Annotated in this window: 14 protein-coding genes; 3 read left to right on the top strand and 11 right to left on the bottom strand. The window is 39.5% G+C overall.

Going from position 1 to position 14,398, the window contains the following annotated elements; translation table 11 throughout:
* The first annotated feature begins 47 nt into the window (after positions 1-47).
* Positions 48-551, top strand: a complete 504-nt coding sequence (locus tag ABDV71_RS06675; RefSeq protein ID WP_343531669.1) for a shikimate kinase — start codon at positions 48-50, stop codon at positions 549-551.
* Positions 552-640: 89 nt separating this feature from the next.
* Here the strand turns inward: ABDV71_RS06675 and ABDV71_RS06680 are convergent, their stop codons facing one another.
* The 9 genes from ABDV71_RS06680 to ABDV71_RS06720 form a co-directional block, all read right to left on the bottom strand.
* Positions 641-1,618, bottom strand: coding sequence for a metallophosphoesterase (locus ABDV71_RS06680; RefSeq protein WP_343531670.1), 978 nt, complete (start codon positions 1,616-1,618; stop codon positions 641-643).
* Between the two features lie 346 nt (positions 1,619-1,964).
* On the bottom strand, positions 1,965-3,512 hold the full coding sequence (locus ABDV71_RS06685) for a DHA2 family efflux MFS transporter permease subunit (RefSeq protein ID WP_343531671.1): 1,548 nt from the start codon (positions 3,510-3,512) through the stop codon (positions 1,965-1,967).
* 118 nt (positions 3,513-3,630) lie between these two features.
* A complete protein-coding gene (locus ABDV71_RS06690; RefSeq protein WP_343531673.1) occupies positions 3,631-4,668 on the bottom strand; it encodes an HlyD family secretion protein in 1,038 nt (345 codons plus the stop codon).
* A gap of 8 nt (positions 4,669-4,676) precedes the next feature.
* Positions 4,677-5,999, bottom strand: a complete 1,323-nt coding sequence (locus ABDV71_RS06695) for a TolC family protein (protein WP_343531674.1) — start codon at positions 5,997-5,999, stop codon at positions 4,677-4,679.
* Positions 5,996-6,616, bottom strand: coding sequence for a TetR family transcriptional regulator (locus ABDV71_RS06700; RefSeq protein WP_343531676.1), 621 nt, complete (start codon positions 6,614-6,616; stop codon positions 5,996-5,998). Before ABDV71_RS06700 ends, ABDV71_RS06695 begins: the two co-directional genes overlap by 4 nt.
* Positions 6,617-6,931: 315 nt before the next feature.
* Positions 6,932-7,696 (bottom strand): type I methionyl aminopeptidase, encoded by a 765-nt coding sequence (gene map / locus ABDV71_RS06705; protein ID WP_343531678.1) that lies wholly within the window; start codon positions 7,694-7,696, stop codon positions 6,932-6,934.
* 53 nt (positions 7,697-7,749) lie between these two features.
* The gene (locus tag ABDV71_RS06710) at positions 7,750-9,018 is read right to left on the bottom strand and encodes a sigma-70 family RNA polymerase sigma factor (RefSeq protein ID WP_343531679.1); all 1,269 of its coding nucleotides are present in this window, start codon (positions 9,016-9,018) and stop codon (positions 7,750-7,752) included.
* Positions 8,999-9,355 carry a YciI family protein gene (locus tag ABDV71_RS06715; RefSeq protein ID WP_343531680.1) on the bottom strand — a complete coding sequence of 119 codons (357 nt, stop codon included), beginning with the start codon at positions 9,353-9,355 and terminating at the stop codon, positions 8,999-9,001. Before ABDV71_RS06715 ends, ABDV71_RS06710 begins: the two co-directional genes overlap by 20 nt.
* 90 nt (positions 9,356-9,445) lie before the next feature.
* Complete coding sequence (locus ABDV71_RS06720; protein ID WP_343531681.1) at positions 9,446-9,580, bottom strand: hypothetical protein; 135 nt, start codon at positions 9,578-9,580, stop codon at positions 9,446-9,448.
* Positions 9,581-9,781: 201 nt separating this feature from the next.
* On the opposite strand from ABDV71_RS06720, the gene ABDV71_RS06725 reads away from it, so the two are divergent.
* Positions 9,782-12,001 carry an NADP-dependent isocitrate dehydrogenase gene (locus ABDV71_RS06725; protein ID WP_343531682.1) on the top strand — a complete coding sequence of 740 codons (2,220 nt, stop codon included), beginning with the start codon at positions 9,782-9,784 and terminating at the stop codon, positions 11,999-12,001.
* A gap of 121 nt (positions 12,002-12,122) precedes the next feature.
* Complete coding sequence (locus ABDV71_RS06730) at positions 12,123-13,208, top strand: serine hydrolase domain-containing protein (RefSeq protein WP_343531683.1); 1,086 nt, start codon at positions 12,123-12,125, stop codon at positions 13,206-13,208.
* A gap of 281 nt (positions 13,209-13,489) precedes the next feature.
* Here the strand turns inward: ABDV71_RS06730 and ABDV71_RS06735 are convergent, their stop codons facing one another.
* Together ABDV71_RS06735 and ABDV71_RS06740 are read right to left on the bottom strand one after the other, a co-directional pair.
* Positions 13,490-13,930, bottom strand: a complete 441-nt coding sequence (locus ABDV71_RS06735) for an SRPBCC domain-containing protein (protein ID WP_343531684.1) — start codon at positions 13,928-13,930, stop codon at positions 13,490-13,492.
* Positions 13,931-13,943: 13 nt separating this feature from the next.
* The gene (locus ABDV71_RS06740) at positions 13,944-14,357 is read right to left on the bottom strand and encodes a VOC family protein (RefSeq protein WP_343531685.1); all 414 of its coding nucleotides are present in this window, start codon (positions 14,355-14,357) and stop codon (positions 13,944-13,946) included.
* Between the last annotated feature and the right edge of the window lie 41 nt (positions 14,358-14,398).

Genomic DNA, 14,398 nt, shown 5'->3' on the forward strand with positions numbered 1-14,398 from the left:
CAGTTAACCGGTTATACAATTAACCAATTAAACTATTTAACCTTAAAATGAAAATATTTTTAGTGGGATTTATGGGCTGCGGTAAAAGTACCAAAGCAAAACAGTTAGCTAATTTATTGGATTGCCCTGTAATTGATATTGATGCCGTAATTGTGGAGCAAAAACAAATGAGTATTGCCGACTATTTTGCGGTCAATGGCGAAGCTGCTTTTCGTCAGTTGGAGAATGAAATGCTCAAATCTTTCGATTATCCTGATACTTGTGTGGTGGCTACAGGTGGAGGCTTGCCTTGTTATTTTGATAACATGGAATGGATGAACCAAAATGGCATTACTGTTTATTTGGAGATGACACCTCCGCAACTGGTGTCGCGTTTACACAATAGAGAAAAGCGTCCTTTGTTGAAAGGAATGGACGATGAGCAATTACTAACTTTCATAATCGGTAAACTGGAGGAAAGAAATGTTTTTTATCGTCAAGCCAAGCTTATCATTAATGCTTTTGATTTAGACCCTAAGGAATTATTAGAAGAAATCAAAGCGCTTAGTTAGCCACTATAGTATTTGCCGTATATATCCTTCGACTACTTGACCCAATTATTCGGGAAGCTTAGGAAAGTATGCGAATAGCGTTTGTAGGATTACAGACCATCAGGCTTTAAATCCTTTTTAGAAATGCCGTTAAAACCTACTACCGAATCAGGAAGTAATGAAAGTCCAATTTGCTTCCCTGTGCTTGGGACATAGGTTTTGTAATTAAATGTTTTCGGGTCATTTACCGGAACTTCAATAATAGTGTAAGCTCTTGTAGCCGGACGATCATGGTCCAATAATGGCCTAGGGCCTTCGCCAATGCAACCAGCATTAAGTAAGCGTAATTGTTGCTGGCTGGCAGGATAGTAAGCATGTTGGTGACCACTGATATATAAATCGATACCGTTTTTCTTAAAGAAACTGGCCGTATTTTCGTTATCAGCTAATACTTCACCTGCTTTATTTTTACTGGCTACAATAGCATACAAAGGCAAATGACCCAGTAGCACCCGTAGCTTTGCTTTCTTTGCTACTTTTGATTGTAATTGCTTTTCCATCCAATCAAATACTTCTTGGTCTACTTTAGCCGCTGCGGCATCCCAACTGATAAAGAAAATGCCATTCTGCTGATAACTAAAATAAAAAGGGAAGTGGCTATCGTCTACATATTTTAGCCCTAAATCGATACGTTTGGTGTTCCAAAATTCCTGAGCTGCTTGCCTATCCTGCTGGAAGCTGGGAGAAGCATCGTGATTACCTACGGTAAAGCCAAAAGGGACTTTTAATTGTTGGATTGGCTTAAGCACATTGCTGTCAAAACTACTCCACATGTTTTGAAGTTGTGTTTGGCTGAGTGAAGCTTTTTGGCCCGCAACCATATCGCCACCGCATAAAATGATATCAGGCTTGATGCTGTCGAGCGCTTTTAAGGTAGCAGCCACATCCGGATGATACACCGTAGAACCATAGCCAGAGTTTAAATCGCTGATTACCGCTATCTTAATGGTTTTTGGCTTTGGTTCTATTTGCCATGATGAACAGGTTAAACCAAATAGTAAAAGGGTAAGGATATAGCGATATTTCATTTAGCTAAGATAGAAAAAGGAGTTTATAGCTGGCCTTAAAATCATAAACCCAATGGCAATGCCTGCGGTAGCAGGGAAATACTTTTTGTTGTTACTTCCTTCGCTTTTAGGTGTCACGCTGAGTTTATCGAAGCGTTTTGCGGTGGAATAAATCCTTCGACAAGCTCAGGATGACAAGGTTAAACAAAGAGATGGTAGTGGAAAGTGAGGCTTAAGCAAGCGATAGTGTTGGGAGTAGCTTTTCCCTTTATTAAGGCGAGGAATCCCTCGTAACCTCGGAATGACAAGGTTTGAAAAAAAAGGCCAGCATAAAGCCAGCCTTTTCTAGGTTATTGTGTGTGGAGTATTAATGTGCATCTACAGGCATGCTTACGTTCTTTTTAAATTTCTGTAAGAATAAAAGCGGTATTGAACATAACATTACGCCGCCAGCTACCCAATATGCATCGCTATAGGTAAGCAGTAGGGTTTGTTTAGTGACAGCGCCTTCTATGGCTTTCATTGCCATCAGTTTGGCATCTAAAAATGCCGCACCTTTTGCCATGAAATTGTGGATAAGGCCATTTAAACGCTCGGTAAATGCTGGATTGTTTTCGTTGATATTTACTAAAAGATTGTTTCGGTGGAAACCTTGTCTTACGTGGATCAATGTAGTAAGAGCGGCGATACCAAAGGAACCTCCCAATTGTCGCATCATGTTGTTCAAACCAGAACCTTGGCCTATTTCTGCACCTTTAAGGTCTTGGATGGCCAAAGTAGTTAATGGAACAAACAATAAAGCCATTCCAAATCCCCTGATTACCAATGGCCAGAAAAACTGCTCGGTTCCTGACGAAAGAGTTGATTTGCTGAGCATGTGACAGAAGATGAAAAATAAGATCATCCCTCCAGTAGCCATAAATTGGGCGGGTACGCCTTTTTTAAGCATAATCCCGATAAAAGGCATCATGGCAATGGTACAAAGACCACCCGCAATAAATAGTTCACCTGTTTGCAGCGGCGAGAAGCCCAACAGATTTTGACAAAAAATTGGGAATACGAACACGGAACCATATAATCCAAAGCCTAGCACAAAGGAAGTAATCATCCCAATGGAGAAGCTTCGGTGCCTCATGATTTTGAAATTCACAATAGGGTGGTCGGTGCTTAGTTCACGCCAAATGAAGAAGAGAATACCAAAAACGGAAGTAATGGCAAGTGCTGTGATGTAAGGGGTAGCAAACCAGTCTTCACTTTCCCCTTTTTCTAATACGGTTTGTAAACTGCCAATGGCCACGGCCAACAGCACAATTCCCCACCAATCGATAGGTGCTCCCTTACCGTCCTTGGGTGTTTCTCGGACAAACATATACGCACAATAGGCCGCCAAAATACCTACGGGAATGTTCACGTAAAATATCCAAGGCCATGTAGTAATTTCTAAGATGTAACCACCAATGGTTGGTCCTACGGTTGGTCCTACTACGGCTCCCAAGCCAAATAGGGCGGTAGCAATACCCACGTCTTCACGTGGCCAGGTTTCAATAAGGATGGCTTGGGCAGTTGAAATTAAGCCCCCACCAGCTAGCCCCTGTAAAATACGGAAGCCCACCAATTCCCATAAATTATCGGCATTACCGCATAAAAAAGAGGCAATGGTAAAAAGGATGATGGAAAAAAGAAAGTAATTTTTTCGGCCAAACCTGCTGCCTAACCAGCCAGACATGGGTAGTACAATTACGTTGGCTACGGCGTAGCCGGTAGATAACCAGGCCACGTCTTCGAGCGTGGCGCCAAGGTTACCTTGTATTTGGGGCAATGCCACGTTTACGATGGTGGTATCTATCAGCTCTAATAGCGCAGCTGTGATTACCGTAAACGTGATGATCCATTTTTTTAAACCTACTTCGGCCATTATTTAGTACTTAGATATGAGTATTTAGATTTAAGATTAGGTTCTAACTGCGTGATTAAACAGTTTGTTAGAATTACTAGTCTAGACCTGTAACTTAAAACTTATAACCTACAACTCGTTATATAGCAACAGATACTTTTACGCTCATGCCCGGGCGTAATTTTTCTAAAATTGCCTTGTCTTTGTTAGTGATTTTGATTTTTACCGGGACACGCTGCACTACTTTCACAAAGTTTCCCGTTGCATTATCTGGAGGCAACAATGAGCCTTTAGCACCTGTGATAGGAGAGAAGTTGTAAACCTCACCTTCAATTTCTTGGTCAGGGTAAGCATCAACATCAATCTTCACTTTTTGGCCCGAGTGGATTTTTTCCAATTGAGTTTCTTTAAAATTGGCAGTTATGTAAATGCTGTTCTCGTTAACTATAGAAAATAGGGATTGACCTGCTTGTACCAATTGGCCCTTCTGTACATTTTTCTTTGAAACGATGCCTGTTGCAGGAGCTTTAATTTGAGTGTATGAAAGTTGAAGTTTAGCAAAATCAACATCTGCTTGACGTTGGGTAACTCCCGAATTGCTTACACTTAATTGTGATTGTGTAGTACCTACTTGTTTAACTGCGGCATTGTATTGATCAACAGCAGCATCGTAGGTAGCTTGTGCAGTTTCTTTTTGTGCTTTGGCCTGGTCAAATGCTTGCTTGGTAATAGAACCGTCTTTCACTAAGTTTTCGTATCTATCATAATCTTTCTTGGCAAGCTCTAGTTTTACTTTTGCGGCTTCTATGTTAGCTTTTGCAGTGCTAGTGTTGGCAGCTGTGGCTGCAATTTGTGCCTGTGAAACACCTACATTAGCATTTGCACCTACTTGTCCAGCTTGTGCTTGTTCCAACTTAATTTTATAGTCGCTGTCATCAAGGGTTACCAACACTTGGTCTTGCTTTACCTGAGTGTTTTCTTCAAAGTTGATGTCTTTTACGTAACCGCTTACTCTTGCGATTACGGGGCTAATGTCGCCGTCAATTTGGGCATCGTCGGTATCAACGTGTTTGCTGTAGTAGCTGTATTGGGTAAAGCCAAATACGGCACCAACGATAATCAGTACGCCAAGTATAATGGGAATTACTTTATTTTTCTTTTTTGCTGGCTTTGTCATGGTCATGCTTAGTTATATTGTGATATTCTTCCTGTGGATTTTAATAAGGTGTAATAAGCTAATTTGGCATCGGCTTTTGCCAATTCCAAGTTGATTTTAGCTTGATAAAGCAATGTTTCTGCATCAATTCTATCAATGGCAGAAGCAATGTTGTTTTGATATTTTGATTCTAACAACCTGTCGTTTTCATTAGCTTGGGCAATAGAAGTTTCCAGAACAGCAATTTTTTGTACCGCTAACTGATAGTTTTGGTAATTTCTGTTCAATTCTGTTTTAACGTTGTCGGTCAAAATATCCTTTTGGGTGTCTATTTCCAATTGCTGTACTTTAGCTTCGGCCACTTTGTTTTTATTGGTCCATATCGAAGCAATGTTCCAGCTAATATTGGCACCTAATGTAATAGGCATCAAATATTGTTGGCTGCTTGGGAAGAAATTGCCGCTAGGATTAACATAATAAAGATTAGCACCCAAACCTACGGTTGGCAACATGTTGGCTTTAATAGATTTGATATTGTAATCGGCTACTTTGTGCTGCAAACCTAATTGTTGCAATTCCTGTCTGTTGGCCATAGCTGCACTAAGGTAATTAGAAAGTGAGTTCAATTGAGGTAGAGTATCGTCAGCGCCCTTAATTTCAATGTCGGTGTTTTCAGGTAGGCCCAACAAAATGTCGAGGTTATAGTTCACGATTTTTCTGTTGTTCTCAATCTCCATTTCCGTTAACGAAATATTTGCTTGCTGTAGCTGGAATCTTAATACATCATTTTTGGTGACCAAACCCTGATCATAAAAGCGCTGTGCTTGTTTCAATTGTTTGGCTATAGCTGTAAGATTTTGTGCCACTACTTTTTTGCTTTGTAGCAATTTATAAAGCGAAAAGTACCCGTTAACTACGGCATAGCTTACTTCTTCTTTGTTCTTATCTGCATCAAGCACCGCCAATTCTTTTAAAAGCTTGGTCGATTCTTGAGCGTATTTTAATTTGCCTCCGCCGTACACTAATTCCTGCACAGCCGCGGTACCTACAAAAGCGTCAGCTCTGTTAGGTAAATGGATAGGATTGCCCTCGCCAATTTTTAAGGTATTGGTTGGGATTTCGGCGTGGTTGTACATGAAGCTGACCGTTGCGGTTGGTAAAGCGTTGTCTTTTACCGTAGCCAATTTAGCTACTGCTTCGTCTATTTTTTGTTGTGATAGTTTCAGGTTTTTACTGTTGGCAATACCTAAATCCACCGCTTCCTGTAAACTTAATTGCTTGGTAGTTTGGGCCTGAAGGATGAAGGGCATTGATAAACCTATCAAAAGCAATTTGACTTTTGTTGATATCATTTTTTGGGTGTTAAGTGCGTAAGGATCATTTCTTGTAGGTGATCAATCAGTCTGGTTTTGATGATTTCCCTATCTTTTTCGTTTTCTAGGTCGTAGTTACTGTCGGGAGCGATTTTGTTTGGAGAGGTAGTGACCATTGATATGGTTCCCATGACGCTTACAATGGTCATTCTGATGTCTACAGGTCTGAAATCTCCAGCATCAATACCTTCTTTGATGATATCTTCAATCACAAGAAGATTTTGCCCCATGGCGGCCTTAATTTGGTCGAATACTTCGGGACGCAATGAAAGTGAAAGCTCACGATGCATCATTTTATGGAAGTTGGCATTGTTCAATATGCGACTGGCATATTTGTCAATTACCTTCAACAATTTTTCTTTTGCAGGAATATTTTCTTCTTTGATTTGATTGAGCTGAGATTTGAAACTCATCACTCTATCTTCCATAATTTCCTGAAAAACTCCCATTTTGCTTCCAAAATAATAGTTGATCATGGCCATATTTGCACCTGATTCGGCAGCGATTTGACGGGTAGAAGTTCCTTCGAAACCGTACTCACAAAAAAGCTTTTCAGCAGCTACAAGAATATCAGTCTTTTTATCGGTCTTTTCCATCTTTATTTTTTTGACGACACAAAATTAATCAAACGATTGATTAAATCAATAGTAGAAATAATTTGTTTGACAAAAAGATGATAAAGGTTTATATAATTTCTGGCTTGCTTAGGTCGCTCGACATGGTATATAAATGGAAAATATAACCACATAACCACATAGAGGTATTGTTTTTTAGCGATTTATGTAGTGCGAAGCCTTTTGTTCTGTTAAGAGGAGAGTATAAGTTACGACATCTTTTAGCACTATATGGATTTACTATGTGCCTATGTGTTTGATTTGAGAAACTCTCTAAAGACGCTAGAAGTGGTTACATTACTCCCAAACGCCGTTTTTTTCAGTAAGGATAACAGGTTTCCCATCAGTAACCATAATGGTATGCTCATGTTGAGCCATATAACCACCTTTATTACCTACCATTGTCCAGCCGTCGCCCAAGGTTTCAGCGTAGGTTGAATCTGTGGAAATGAAAGTTTCGATAGCGACCACGGAATTCTTTTTAAACCTGGTTTGGTTAAATCTATCTCTATAATTGGCTACTTCGTGTGGTTCTTCGTGCAAGCTGCGACCAACGCCATGTCCAGTAAGATTTTTAATCACCTTGTATCCACGTTTTTTAGCTTCTGTTTCTATCAAATGTCCGATGTCAGAAATTTTAACGCCGCCTTTGATATTGGCAATGGCTTTTTGAAGGATTTCTTTGGAAGCTGAAACCAATTTATGGTGGCCATGGATGTCGTTGCCTAGCACAAAAGAACAACCATTGTCCGACCAAAAGCCATCTAGTTCAGCAGATACGTCGATATTGATTAAATCTCCTTCCTGCAATATCCTTTGTTCAGAAGGAATGCCGTGGCAAAACTCATTATTAACGCTAATGCAGGTAAAACCTGGGAAACCGTAAGTAAGGTAAGGAGCAGATTTTGCGCCAAGTTCAGATAAAAGTTGAGCGCCAAAGTTATCCAGTTCCTTTGTGCTCATGCCTACTTTTGCATGATCTTTCATGGCTTTTAGCGTAAGCGCTACCGCTTCGCTGGCTTTCTGTATTCCTTGTAATTCGGTTTCGTTGGTAATCGACATCGGCTTTTATGGATTAGATTTCGGTGGCGAAGTTACGAAAAAGGAGACCGTTTTTAAGAGCGCATCGTTTTACTTGACACTGAAATGTCTGTTATCTTGTTTAAGATGAATTGCTTGTCTATTGGTGAATGGGCACAACCTAAGGCTTCACGATAACAGTTTTCTGCTGCCGAATATCGGTGTAGTAGGCTGTTTAAATGAGCTTTGGCTAGGTAAAAGAAAAGCTGATGCTCAGGATTCGAGGTTTTGCCCAAGGTATGGAGTTGTTCCAATAAATCCTTAGAAGGAGAAAGGTAGCTCAAGGCGATGATTTTATTTAACGATAGGATGGTAGATGGACCTTCCAATATTTCGATTTGCTCATATAGATAAATGATTTTTTGCCAATCAGTAGCTTTAAAATTAGCGGCGCAGCAATGTATGGAGGCGATGATGGCTTCTAAATGATATTTACTTAGCTGTTGACTGTTTTTGGAAAGATGGAGATGATACATCCCTTCTCTAATTAAAGCAGGGTCCCATAGCGAACGGTCTTGCTGTTCCAGCGATATCCAAAAATTTTCAGTGGAAATACGGGCCGAAAATCTGGCGGCATTAAAAAACATCAAAGCCAGCAATGCATTGATAGTGGTATCATTTGGTCGTAATTGCAAAAGGAGCTTAGCCAGTCGCATGGCTTCATAGCACAAGTCTATGTTTAAACCCTCCTTTGCCCTAGTGGTTTTGTAGCCCTCGTTAAACATCAGGTATAAAACAAGGTGCAATTGGTTCAGGTTCGTGTTCAGGTACTTTTCTGGAAGTTCATCAAAATTAAACTTAGTACTTTGCAGCAATTGTTTGGTTCTGAAAATATGCTTTTTCGCTGCCTCGTTAGTCATCAATAAAGCATTGCCAATTTCGGGTACACCAAAACCTGATAAAGTATAAAGTGTGAAAATGATTTGGCTCTTTAACGGTAGTTTTAATTCGCAAATCCTTAATAGTAATTGCAATTGACTATCAACGATTTGTTTTTCATCGGGGGAAAAGTCATAACCCTCGTGAATGGGAATGTTGAGGTTGTTGGCTATATTTTCACGCTTGATAAGATTAATCAATTTGTTTTTGGTGGTCTTAAGCAACCAAGCTTCGGGCGCATCTGGTAGGCCTTTGTAACGCCAATGTTTTAGGGCAGCCTCAAAGCTCTCCTGAACGGCATCCATGATGTTTTCCAACTGACCTACACCATAATACCTAGTTAAAATAGCAACCATCTTTCCCGAATAGGCTCGGAAAAGATGCGCTGTTTTTTGGAAAATTTCGTTATTCGCCTGATTGTTCATCCTGAGCCATTACTTCACGCAATTCTATCATGGCTCCAAGCTCAAGCGAAGGACAGCCTTTTGCAATTGAGGTTGCTTCTTCTAAGGAATTAGCCAACAGAAAATAGTAGCCGCTAATACATTCTTTGCTTTCGATGTAAGGACCGTCGGTAATAATTTTATCTTTTCCTTTAATATGTACGCCATTGGCTTCAAGTGGGTTGCCATCTTTGAAATGACCTTTAGCAATGAGCGTTTCTACCCAAGCCATGTGCTTTTCAATGTCGGCTTGCATTTCTTCTATCGAAAGTTGTCCGTAATTGGCATCTTCTCTGATTAATAATAGGAATTCTTTCATGATGTTGTTTTTGTTAAGTTATTAAAATGCTTTTATCAAAGACAACCCAGGCCAATAAAAAGGGACAAATCTTAAAAAGAAAATTTCAGTTTAAGGATGTAGCCTAGCATATAGCCATTCCCCAAAAGCATATCCATTTTGATAAATAGCAATAATAATAATCACAATAATGATGGGAAAAGCAATTTTGAACCACTTAGATTTTAATAATTCTTCCTTGTTCATGGTTTAGTTTTTTGGTTTTTAGTTAGAACGATTTCTTGTATGAAATGTTACATTTCACTTACCAATTAGAGTGATTTTAATGTATAAATAACACTAAGCTGTTATATAATTCGCTGGTTTATTTTATCTTTAGGCGATTTTATCAAACCAGTCCTTTTTTGGACATTTTTATTTCAAAACTTTCTTAAAAAATAAAAACACATGTCAAACTCATCAAAAATTATCTATACCAAAACAGACGAGGCTCCATTGTTAGCTACTTACTCCTTATTGCCCATTGTACAAGCTTTTACAGCTTCGGCGGGTATCGAAGTAGAAACAAGGGACATCTCTTTGGCGGGAAGGATTTTAGCAAACTTTCCAGAGTTTTTAAAGGATGACCAAAAAATTGGAGATGCATTGACAGAACTAGGCCAGTTAGCGAACACGCCAGAGGCCAATATCATCAAGCTACCTAATATTTCCGCTTCTATTCCTCAGTTAAAAGCCGCTATAGCTGAATTGCAATCTCAAGGTTTTGCATTGCCTAACTATCCAGAAGACGCACAAACCGAAGAAGAAAAAGCCATCAAAGCGAAATATGCAAAAGTACTTGGTTCGGCGGTAAATCCAGTGTTACGTGAAGGAAACTCTGACCGTAGAGCACCAAAAGCGGTGAAGAATTATGCGAAGGCAAATCCTCATTCAATGGGAGCTTGGTCTGCAGATTCTAAAACTAGCGTAGCAAGCATGAGCGAGGGTGATTTTTATGGCTCGGAAAAATCGACAACTGTAGAGAACGATACACAATTTAAAATTGAATTTGTTGGTACTGATGGTGCTGTTACCGAGCTTAAAGGATTGGCTAATTTAAAAGCAGGTGAGGTGATTGATAGTTCCGTTTTAAACCTTGCTAAATTAAAGGCATTTGTCGCCGAAGCGATTAAAGAAGCAAAAGCGACTGGCGTTTTACTTTCGGCACACTTAAAAGCAACCATGATGAAGGTTTCAGACCCTATCATTTTTGGTGCGATTGTAGAAGTTTATTTTGCTGATGTTTTTGAGAAATATGCAGAATTGTTTAAAACCCTAGGAGTTGATACTCGTAATGGTTTAGGCGATGTTTATGCGAAAATTGCCGGCCAACCACAAGAAGCTGAAGTAAAGGCTGCAATTGATGCGGCAATTGCCAACGGACCAGCTTTAGCGATGGTAAATTCTGATAAGGGAATTACCAACTTGCACGTTCCTTCTGATGTGATCGTAGATGCTTCAATGCCTGCAATGATCCGTACTTCGGGTCAAATGTGGAACAAAGATGGCAAACCCCAAGATACCTTGGCCTTAATTCCAGATAGAAACTACGCCGGTGTTTATACCGCTACTATTGAAGACTGTAAGCAACATGGTGCTTTCGATCCTACAACAATGGGTTCGGTACCAAACGTAGGCTTAATGGCGCAAAAAGCAGAGGAGTATGGCTCACACGATAAAACTTTCCAAGCTTCGGCAAATGGTACTATCCGTGTAACTGATGCTTCTGGAAACGTATTCTTTGAACAGCCCGTAGAAAAAGGAGATATTTTCCGTATGTGCCAAACCAAAGATGCACCTATCCAAGATTGGGTTAAATTAGCGGTTAACAGAGCTCGTTTATCAAACACACCAGCAGTTTTCTGGTTAGATGAAAACAGAGCGCACGATAGAGAAATCATCAAAAAAGTAAACAAATATTTGCCAAATTTTGATACCAATGGATTAGATCTTCGTATTCTTTCTCCAATTGAAGCCACTAAATTTACTTTAGCGCGTATCCGTAAAGGCGAAGACACAATTTCGGTAACTGGTAACGTACTACGTGATTATTTAACGGATTTATTTCCGATTTTAGAGCTAGGTACTTCCGCAAAAATGTTGTCGATTGTGCCTTTAATGAACGGCGGTGGTTTATTTGAAACTGGTGCTGGTGGTTCTGCTCCTAAACACGTTGAGCAATTCGTAACCGAAGGTTATTTACGTTGGGATTCATTAGGCGAGTTCTTGGCTTTACAAGCTTCTTTAGAGCACTTAGCCCAAACGCAAAACAACGCTAAGGCACAAGTATTGGCTGATGCTTTAGATGAAGCTAATGCTAAATTCTTAGCTACTGATAAATCTCCAGGTAGAAAATTAGGAACTATTGATAACCGTGGATCTCATTTCTATTTAGCACTATATTGGGCTGAGGCTTTGGCCGCGCAAACTAAAGATGCTGAATTGAAGGCTAAGTTTGAACCATTGGCAAAAGCTTTGGCAGAAAACGAAGCTAAGATTTCTGAGGAGCTAATTGCAGCACAGGGAACAGCACAGAATATTGGCGGCTACTACAACCCTAACGATGAGTTGGCTGGAAAGGCAATGCGCCCAAGTGCTACTTTGAACAACGCTTTGGCTAGTTTATAGTTAGTATTTAGAGATATTAATATTTAAAATCCCTCGGTAATTTACCGAGGGATTTTTTTATTCCAGAGCTCGTGTATTTTGTACGAATTATTTCGTATATTGTAGGGTGAAAATAATGTAAATGAAAAAACTATTGATTTTTTGGCTGTTCCTATCTGCCAGTTTAAATTCTTTTGGACAAAGAAGCGATCATTTAATGAACAGCAAGCTTGACTCTGCAGTGGATAAGCTGATGGAAAAATATATGAAGAGCGGTAAACGAGTAGCGGTATCTGTTGGTATAAGTTATAACGGAAGAAAGGCAATTTATAATTATGGCGAAATTTATCCCGGTGCAGCAATACTTCCAACTGAAAAATCTAATTATGAAATAGGGTCCATTACAAAGACGTTTACAGGCTTATTGGTAGCTCACGCTATCAATGAGGGGAAAATTAGCCTTAACGATGATGTTAGAAAATTTCTGCCCGCAAACCTCAATAGTTTACAATATCCAAATGGTCAATCGGTGAAAATTGCCTATCTATTGGCACATACGGCACGTTTTCCTAATAGTTTCAATCATACTTTAACAGGCGGCACTCAAAAGGAGAACTTCCTAAAATTCTTAAAAGAAACTAAGCTAGATTCCTTGAAGTCTTTTAAATATGAATATTCTAATGTTGGATATCAGTTGTTGGGGCTCATTTTGGAACGGGTGTATCAAAAATCTTATGATGAATTAATTGAAAAGTATATTACTGGACCCCTTGGAATGAAGCATACAAAAACGATTTACAATGCCAACGAAAAGCCCTTACTATTACAGGGATATGATAAGGAGGGAAAGGAGGCTAATCCCACAGTTGCTGATTTGCCAGCTGCAGGAGGTTTGCGATCAACGGTACAAGATATGTTGAAGTATTTGGACTATCAAAGTAAGGAAAGTGATGCTGCGGTGAAATTAACTCATCGCATTATTGTTGGAGATGTAGATAAAGAAGCATACGGTTTTCAGTGGGCTATTGGTAAAACCTGGAACTGGAACCTGTATTTAAGAATCGATGGAGGTACAAATGGCTTCAGAAGCTTTTGTGTAATGTATCCGATGGACCAGATTAACATTGTGTTGCTTTCCAACCAAAAGGATGAAACTGCTGGACTTGAGCTTTATAAGGTAGCTACGGGTATTTATACTGCGATAAAGCCTTTATCGAAGCGACGGTAGTATTTGGCACCACGCTTTCTCCGTCATCTCGACGACCGAAGGAGGAGAGATCTAACGATGGCAACATGGGATTTGCCTGATCTGCTTTTTATGATGATAGATTTCTCTTCGTCGTGCCTCCTTATCGAAATGACGACATGGGCAATGTTTTTAGTACTCCCCGTCATTTCGACGACTGCAGGAGGAGAAATATAGCGCTAAGTTTTACTCAGTTGTAGCATAATGCTAGATTTAACTTCGTTGATTTTCAATTCTCCTATCATCGAGATGACGGGAGGTATTTAACTCTCCGCTAATTCCTTAACCTTTTCCAAAGCCTTGGGCCACATCTCTTCAAAGTCAGACTTATATTCATCAGCGATATCCATCTCAATACTCAATAGTGACTTCCCATCTTCCTTGGTGCTTATTTTATAGTTTTCAAAAGCATTGCCCCATTTTTTTACCTCTTCGCTATCATAATCTTCTACACCATCTTTATAAAATCCCAAATGCTGAATAGAAATAAATTCATTGGGAATGTGGTCGGCTATCTTCGAGACCATTCCTTCATCTTTTGCACCTAAGAACAGCGCTTTGCTTCCTTTTTTCCAATCGGTCACTACTCTAGAGCCTTCAGCAAAAACAGCTGTCCAAAGCGGGTAGGTAGTTTCTCCCAAAAGAATTTTCCATACTTTTTCCTTAGGAGCATCAATTTCAATTTTAAAATAAATTCGTTCCATCGCTTTTTGATTTTTATTGAGAGAATTTACTGAAATCCATGAACAATACATTCCATTTGTGACCATCAAGGTCGGTAAAACCGCCACCATACATCCAACCATCTCTTTCTCCACCTGTCGCAAACACATTTCCGCCAGCCTCTTCTGCCTTTTTGAGAATATTATCTACATCTTCCTTATTCTCGGCATCGATAGAAATCAAACATTCGGTAGCGTTGGTTAAATCTGCAATTTGAAAAGGAGTAAAGCTATTGAAAACAGCTTCGGTAAAGAAATTAACAATAAAATCCTTTTGGCCTATCTTAAATGAAGCCATCGAATCGCTTTTAGGAGCATGTTCGTTTAGTTTAAAACCAATTTTGGTGAAAAATGAAGTGGTTTGCGGAATGTCCTTAACAGGTAAGTTAAGCCAAATTTCTTTTGTCATGGTCTGATTATTTAAGTGATAACCAAATTTCGCCAAAATTG

The organism is Pedobacter sp. (assembly GCF_039594775.1).
In the GTDB taxonomy this organism is placed as follows: Bacteria; Bacteroidota; Bacteroidia; order Sphingobacteriales; family Sphingobacteriaceae; genus Pedobacter.

Excerpts from the sequence above, each read along its gene's own strand:
- ABDV71_RS06675 (WP_343531669.1), top strand. The coding sequence starts at position 48 with ATGAAAATATTTTTAGTGGGATTTATGGGCTGCGGTAAAAGTACCAAA.
- ABDV71_RS06680 (WP_343531670.1), bottom strand. The coding sequence starts at position 1,618 with ATGAAATATCGCTATATCCTTACCCTTTTACTATTTGGTTTAACCTGT.
- ABDV71_RS06685 (WP_343531671.1), bottom strand. The coding sequence starts at position 3,512 with ATGGCCGAAGTAGGTTTAAAAAAATGGATCATCACGTTTACGGTAATC.
- ABDV71_RS06690 (WP_343531673.1), bottom strand. The coding sequence starts at position 4,668 with ATGACAAAGCCAGCAAAAAAGAAAAATAAAGTAATTCCCATTATACTT.
- ABDV71_RS06695 (WP_343531674.1), bottom strand. The coding sequence starts at position 5,999 with ATGATATCAACAAAAGTCAAATTGCTTTTGATAGGTTTATCAATGCCC.
- ABDV71_RS06700 (WP_343531676.1), bottom strand. The coding sequence starts at position 6,616 with ATGGAAAAGACCGATAAAAAGACTGATATTCTTGTAGCTGCTGAAAAG.
- map (WP_343531678.1), bottom strand. The coding sequence starts at position 7,696 with ATGTCGATTACCAACGAAACCGAATTACAAGGAATACAGAAAGCCAGC.
- ABDV71_RS06710 (WP_343531679.1), bottom strand. The coding sequence starts at position 9,018 with ATGAACAATCAGGCGAATAACGAAATTTTCCAAAAAACAGCGCATCTT.
- ABDV71_RS06715 (WP_343531680.1), bottom strand. The coding sequence starts at position 9,355 with ATGAAAGAATTCCTATTATTAATCAGAGAAGATGCCAATTACGGACAA.
- ABDV71_RS06720 (WP_343531681.1), bottom strand. The coding sequence starts at position 9,580 with ATGAACAAGGAAGAATTATTAAAATCTAAGTGGTTCAAAATTGCTTTT.
- ABDV71_RS06725 (WP_343531682.1), top strand. The coding sequence starts at position 9,782 with ATGTCAAACTCATCAAAAATTATCTATACCAAAACAGACGAGGCTCCA.
- ABDV71_RS06730 (WP_343531683.1), top strand. The coding sequence starts at position 12,123 with ATGAAAAAACTATTGATTTTTTGGCTGTTCCTATCTGCCAGTTTAAAT.
- ABDV71_RS06735 (WP_343531684.1), bottom strand. The coding sequence starts at position 13,930 with ATGGAACGAATTTATTTTAAAATTGAAATTGATGCTCCTAAGGAAAAA.
- ABDV71_RS06740 (WP_343531685.1), bottom strand. The coding sequence starts at position 14,357 with ATGACAAAAGAAATTTGGCTTAACTTACCTGTTAAGGACATTCCGCAA.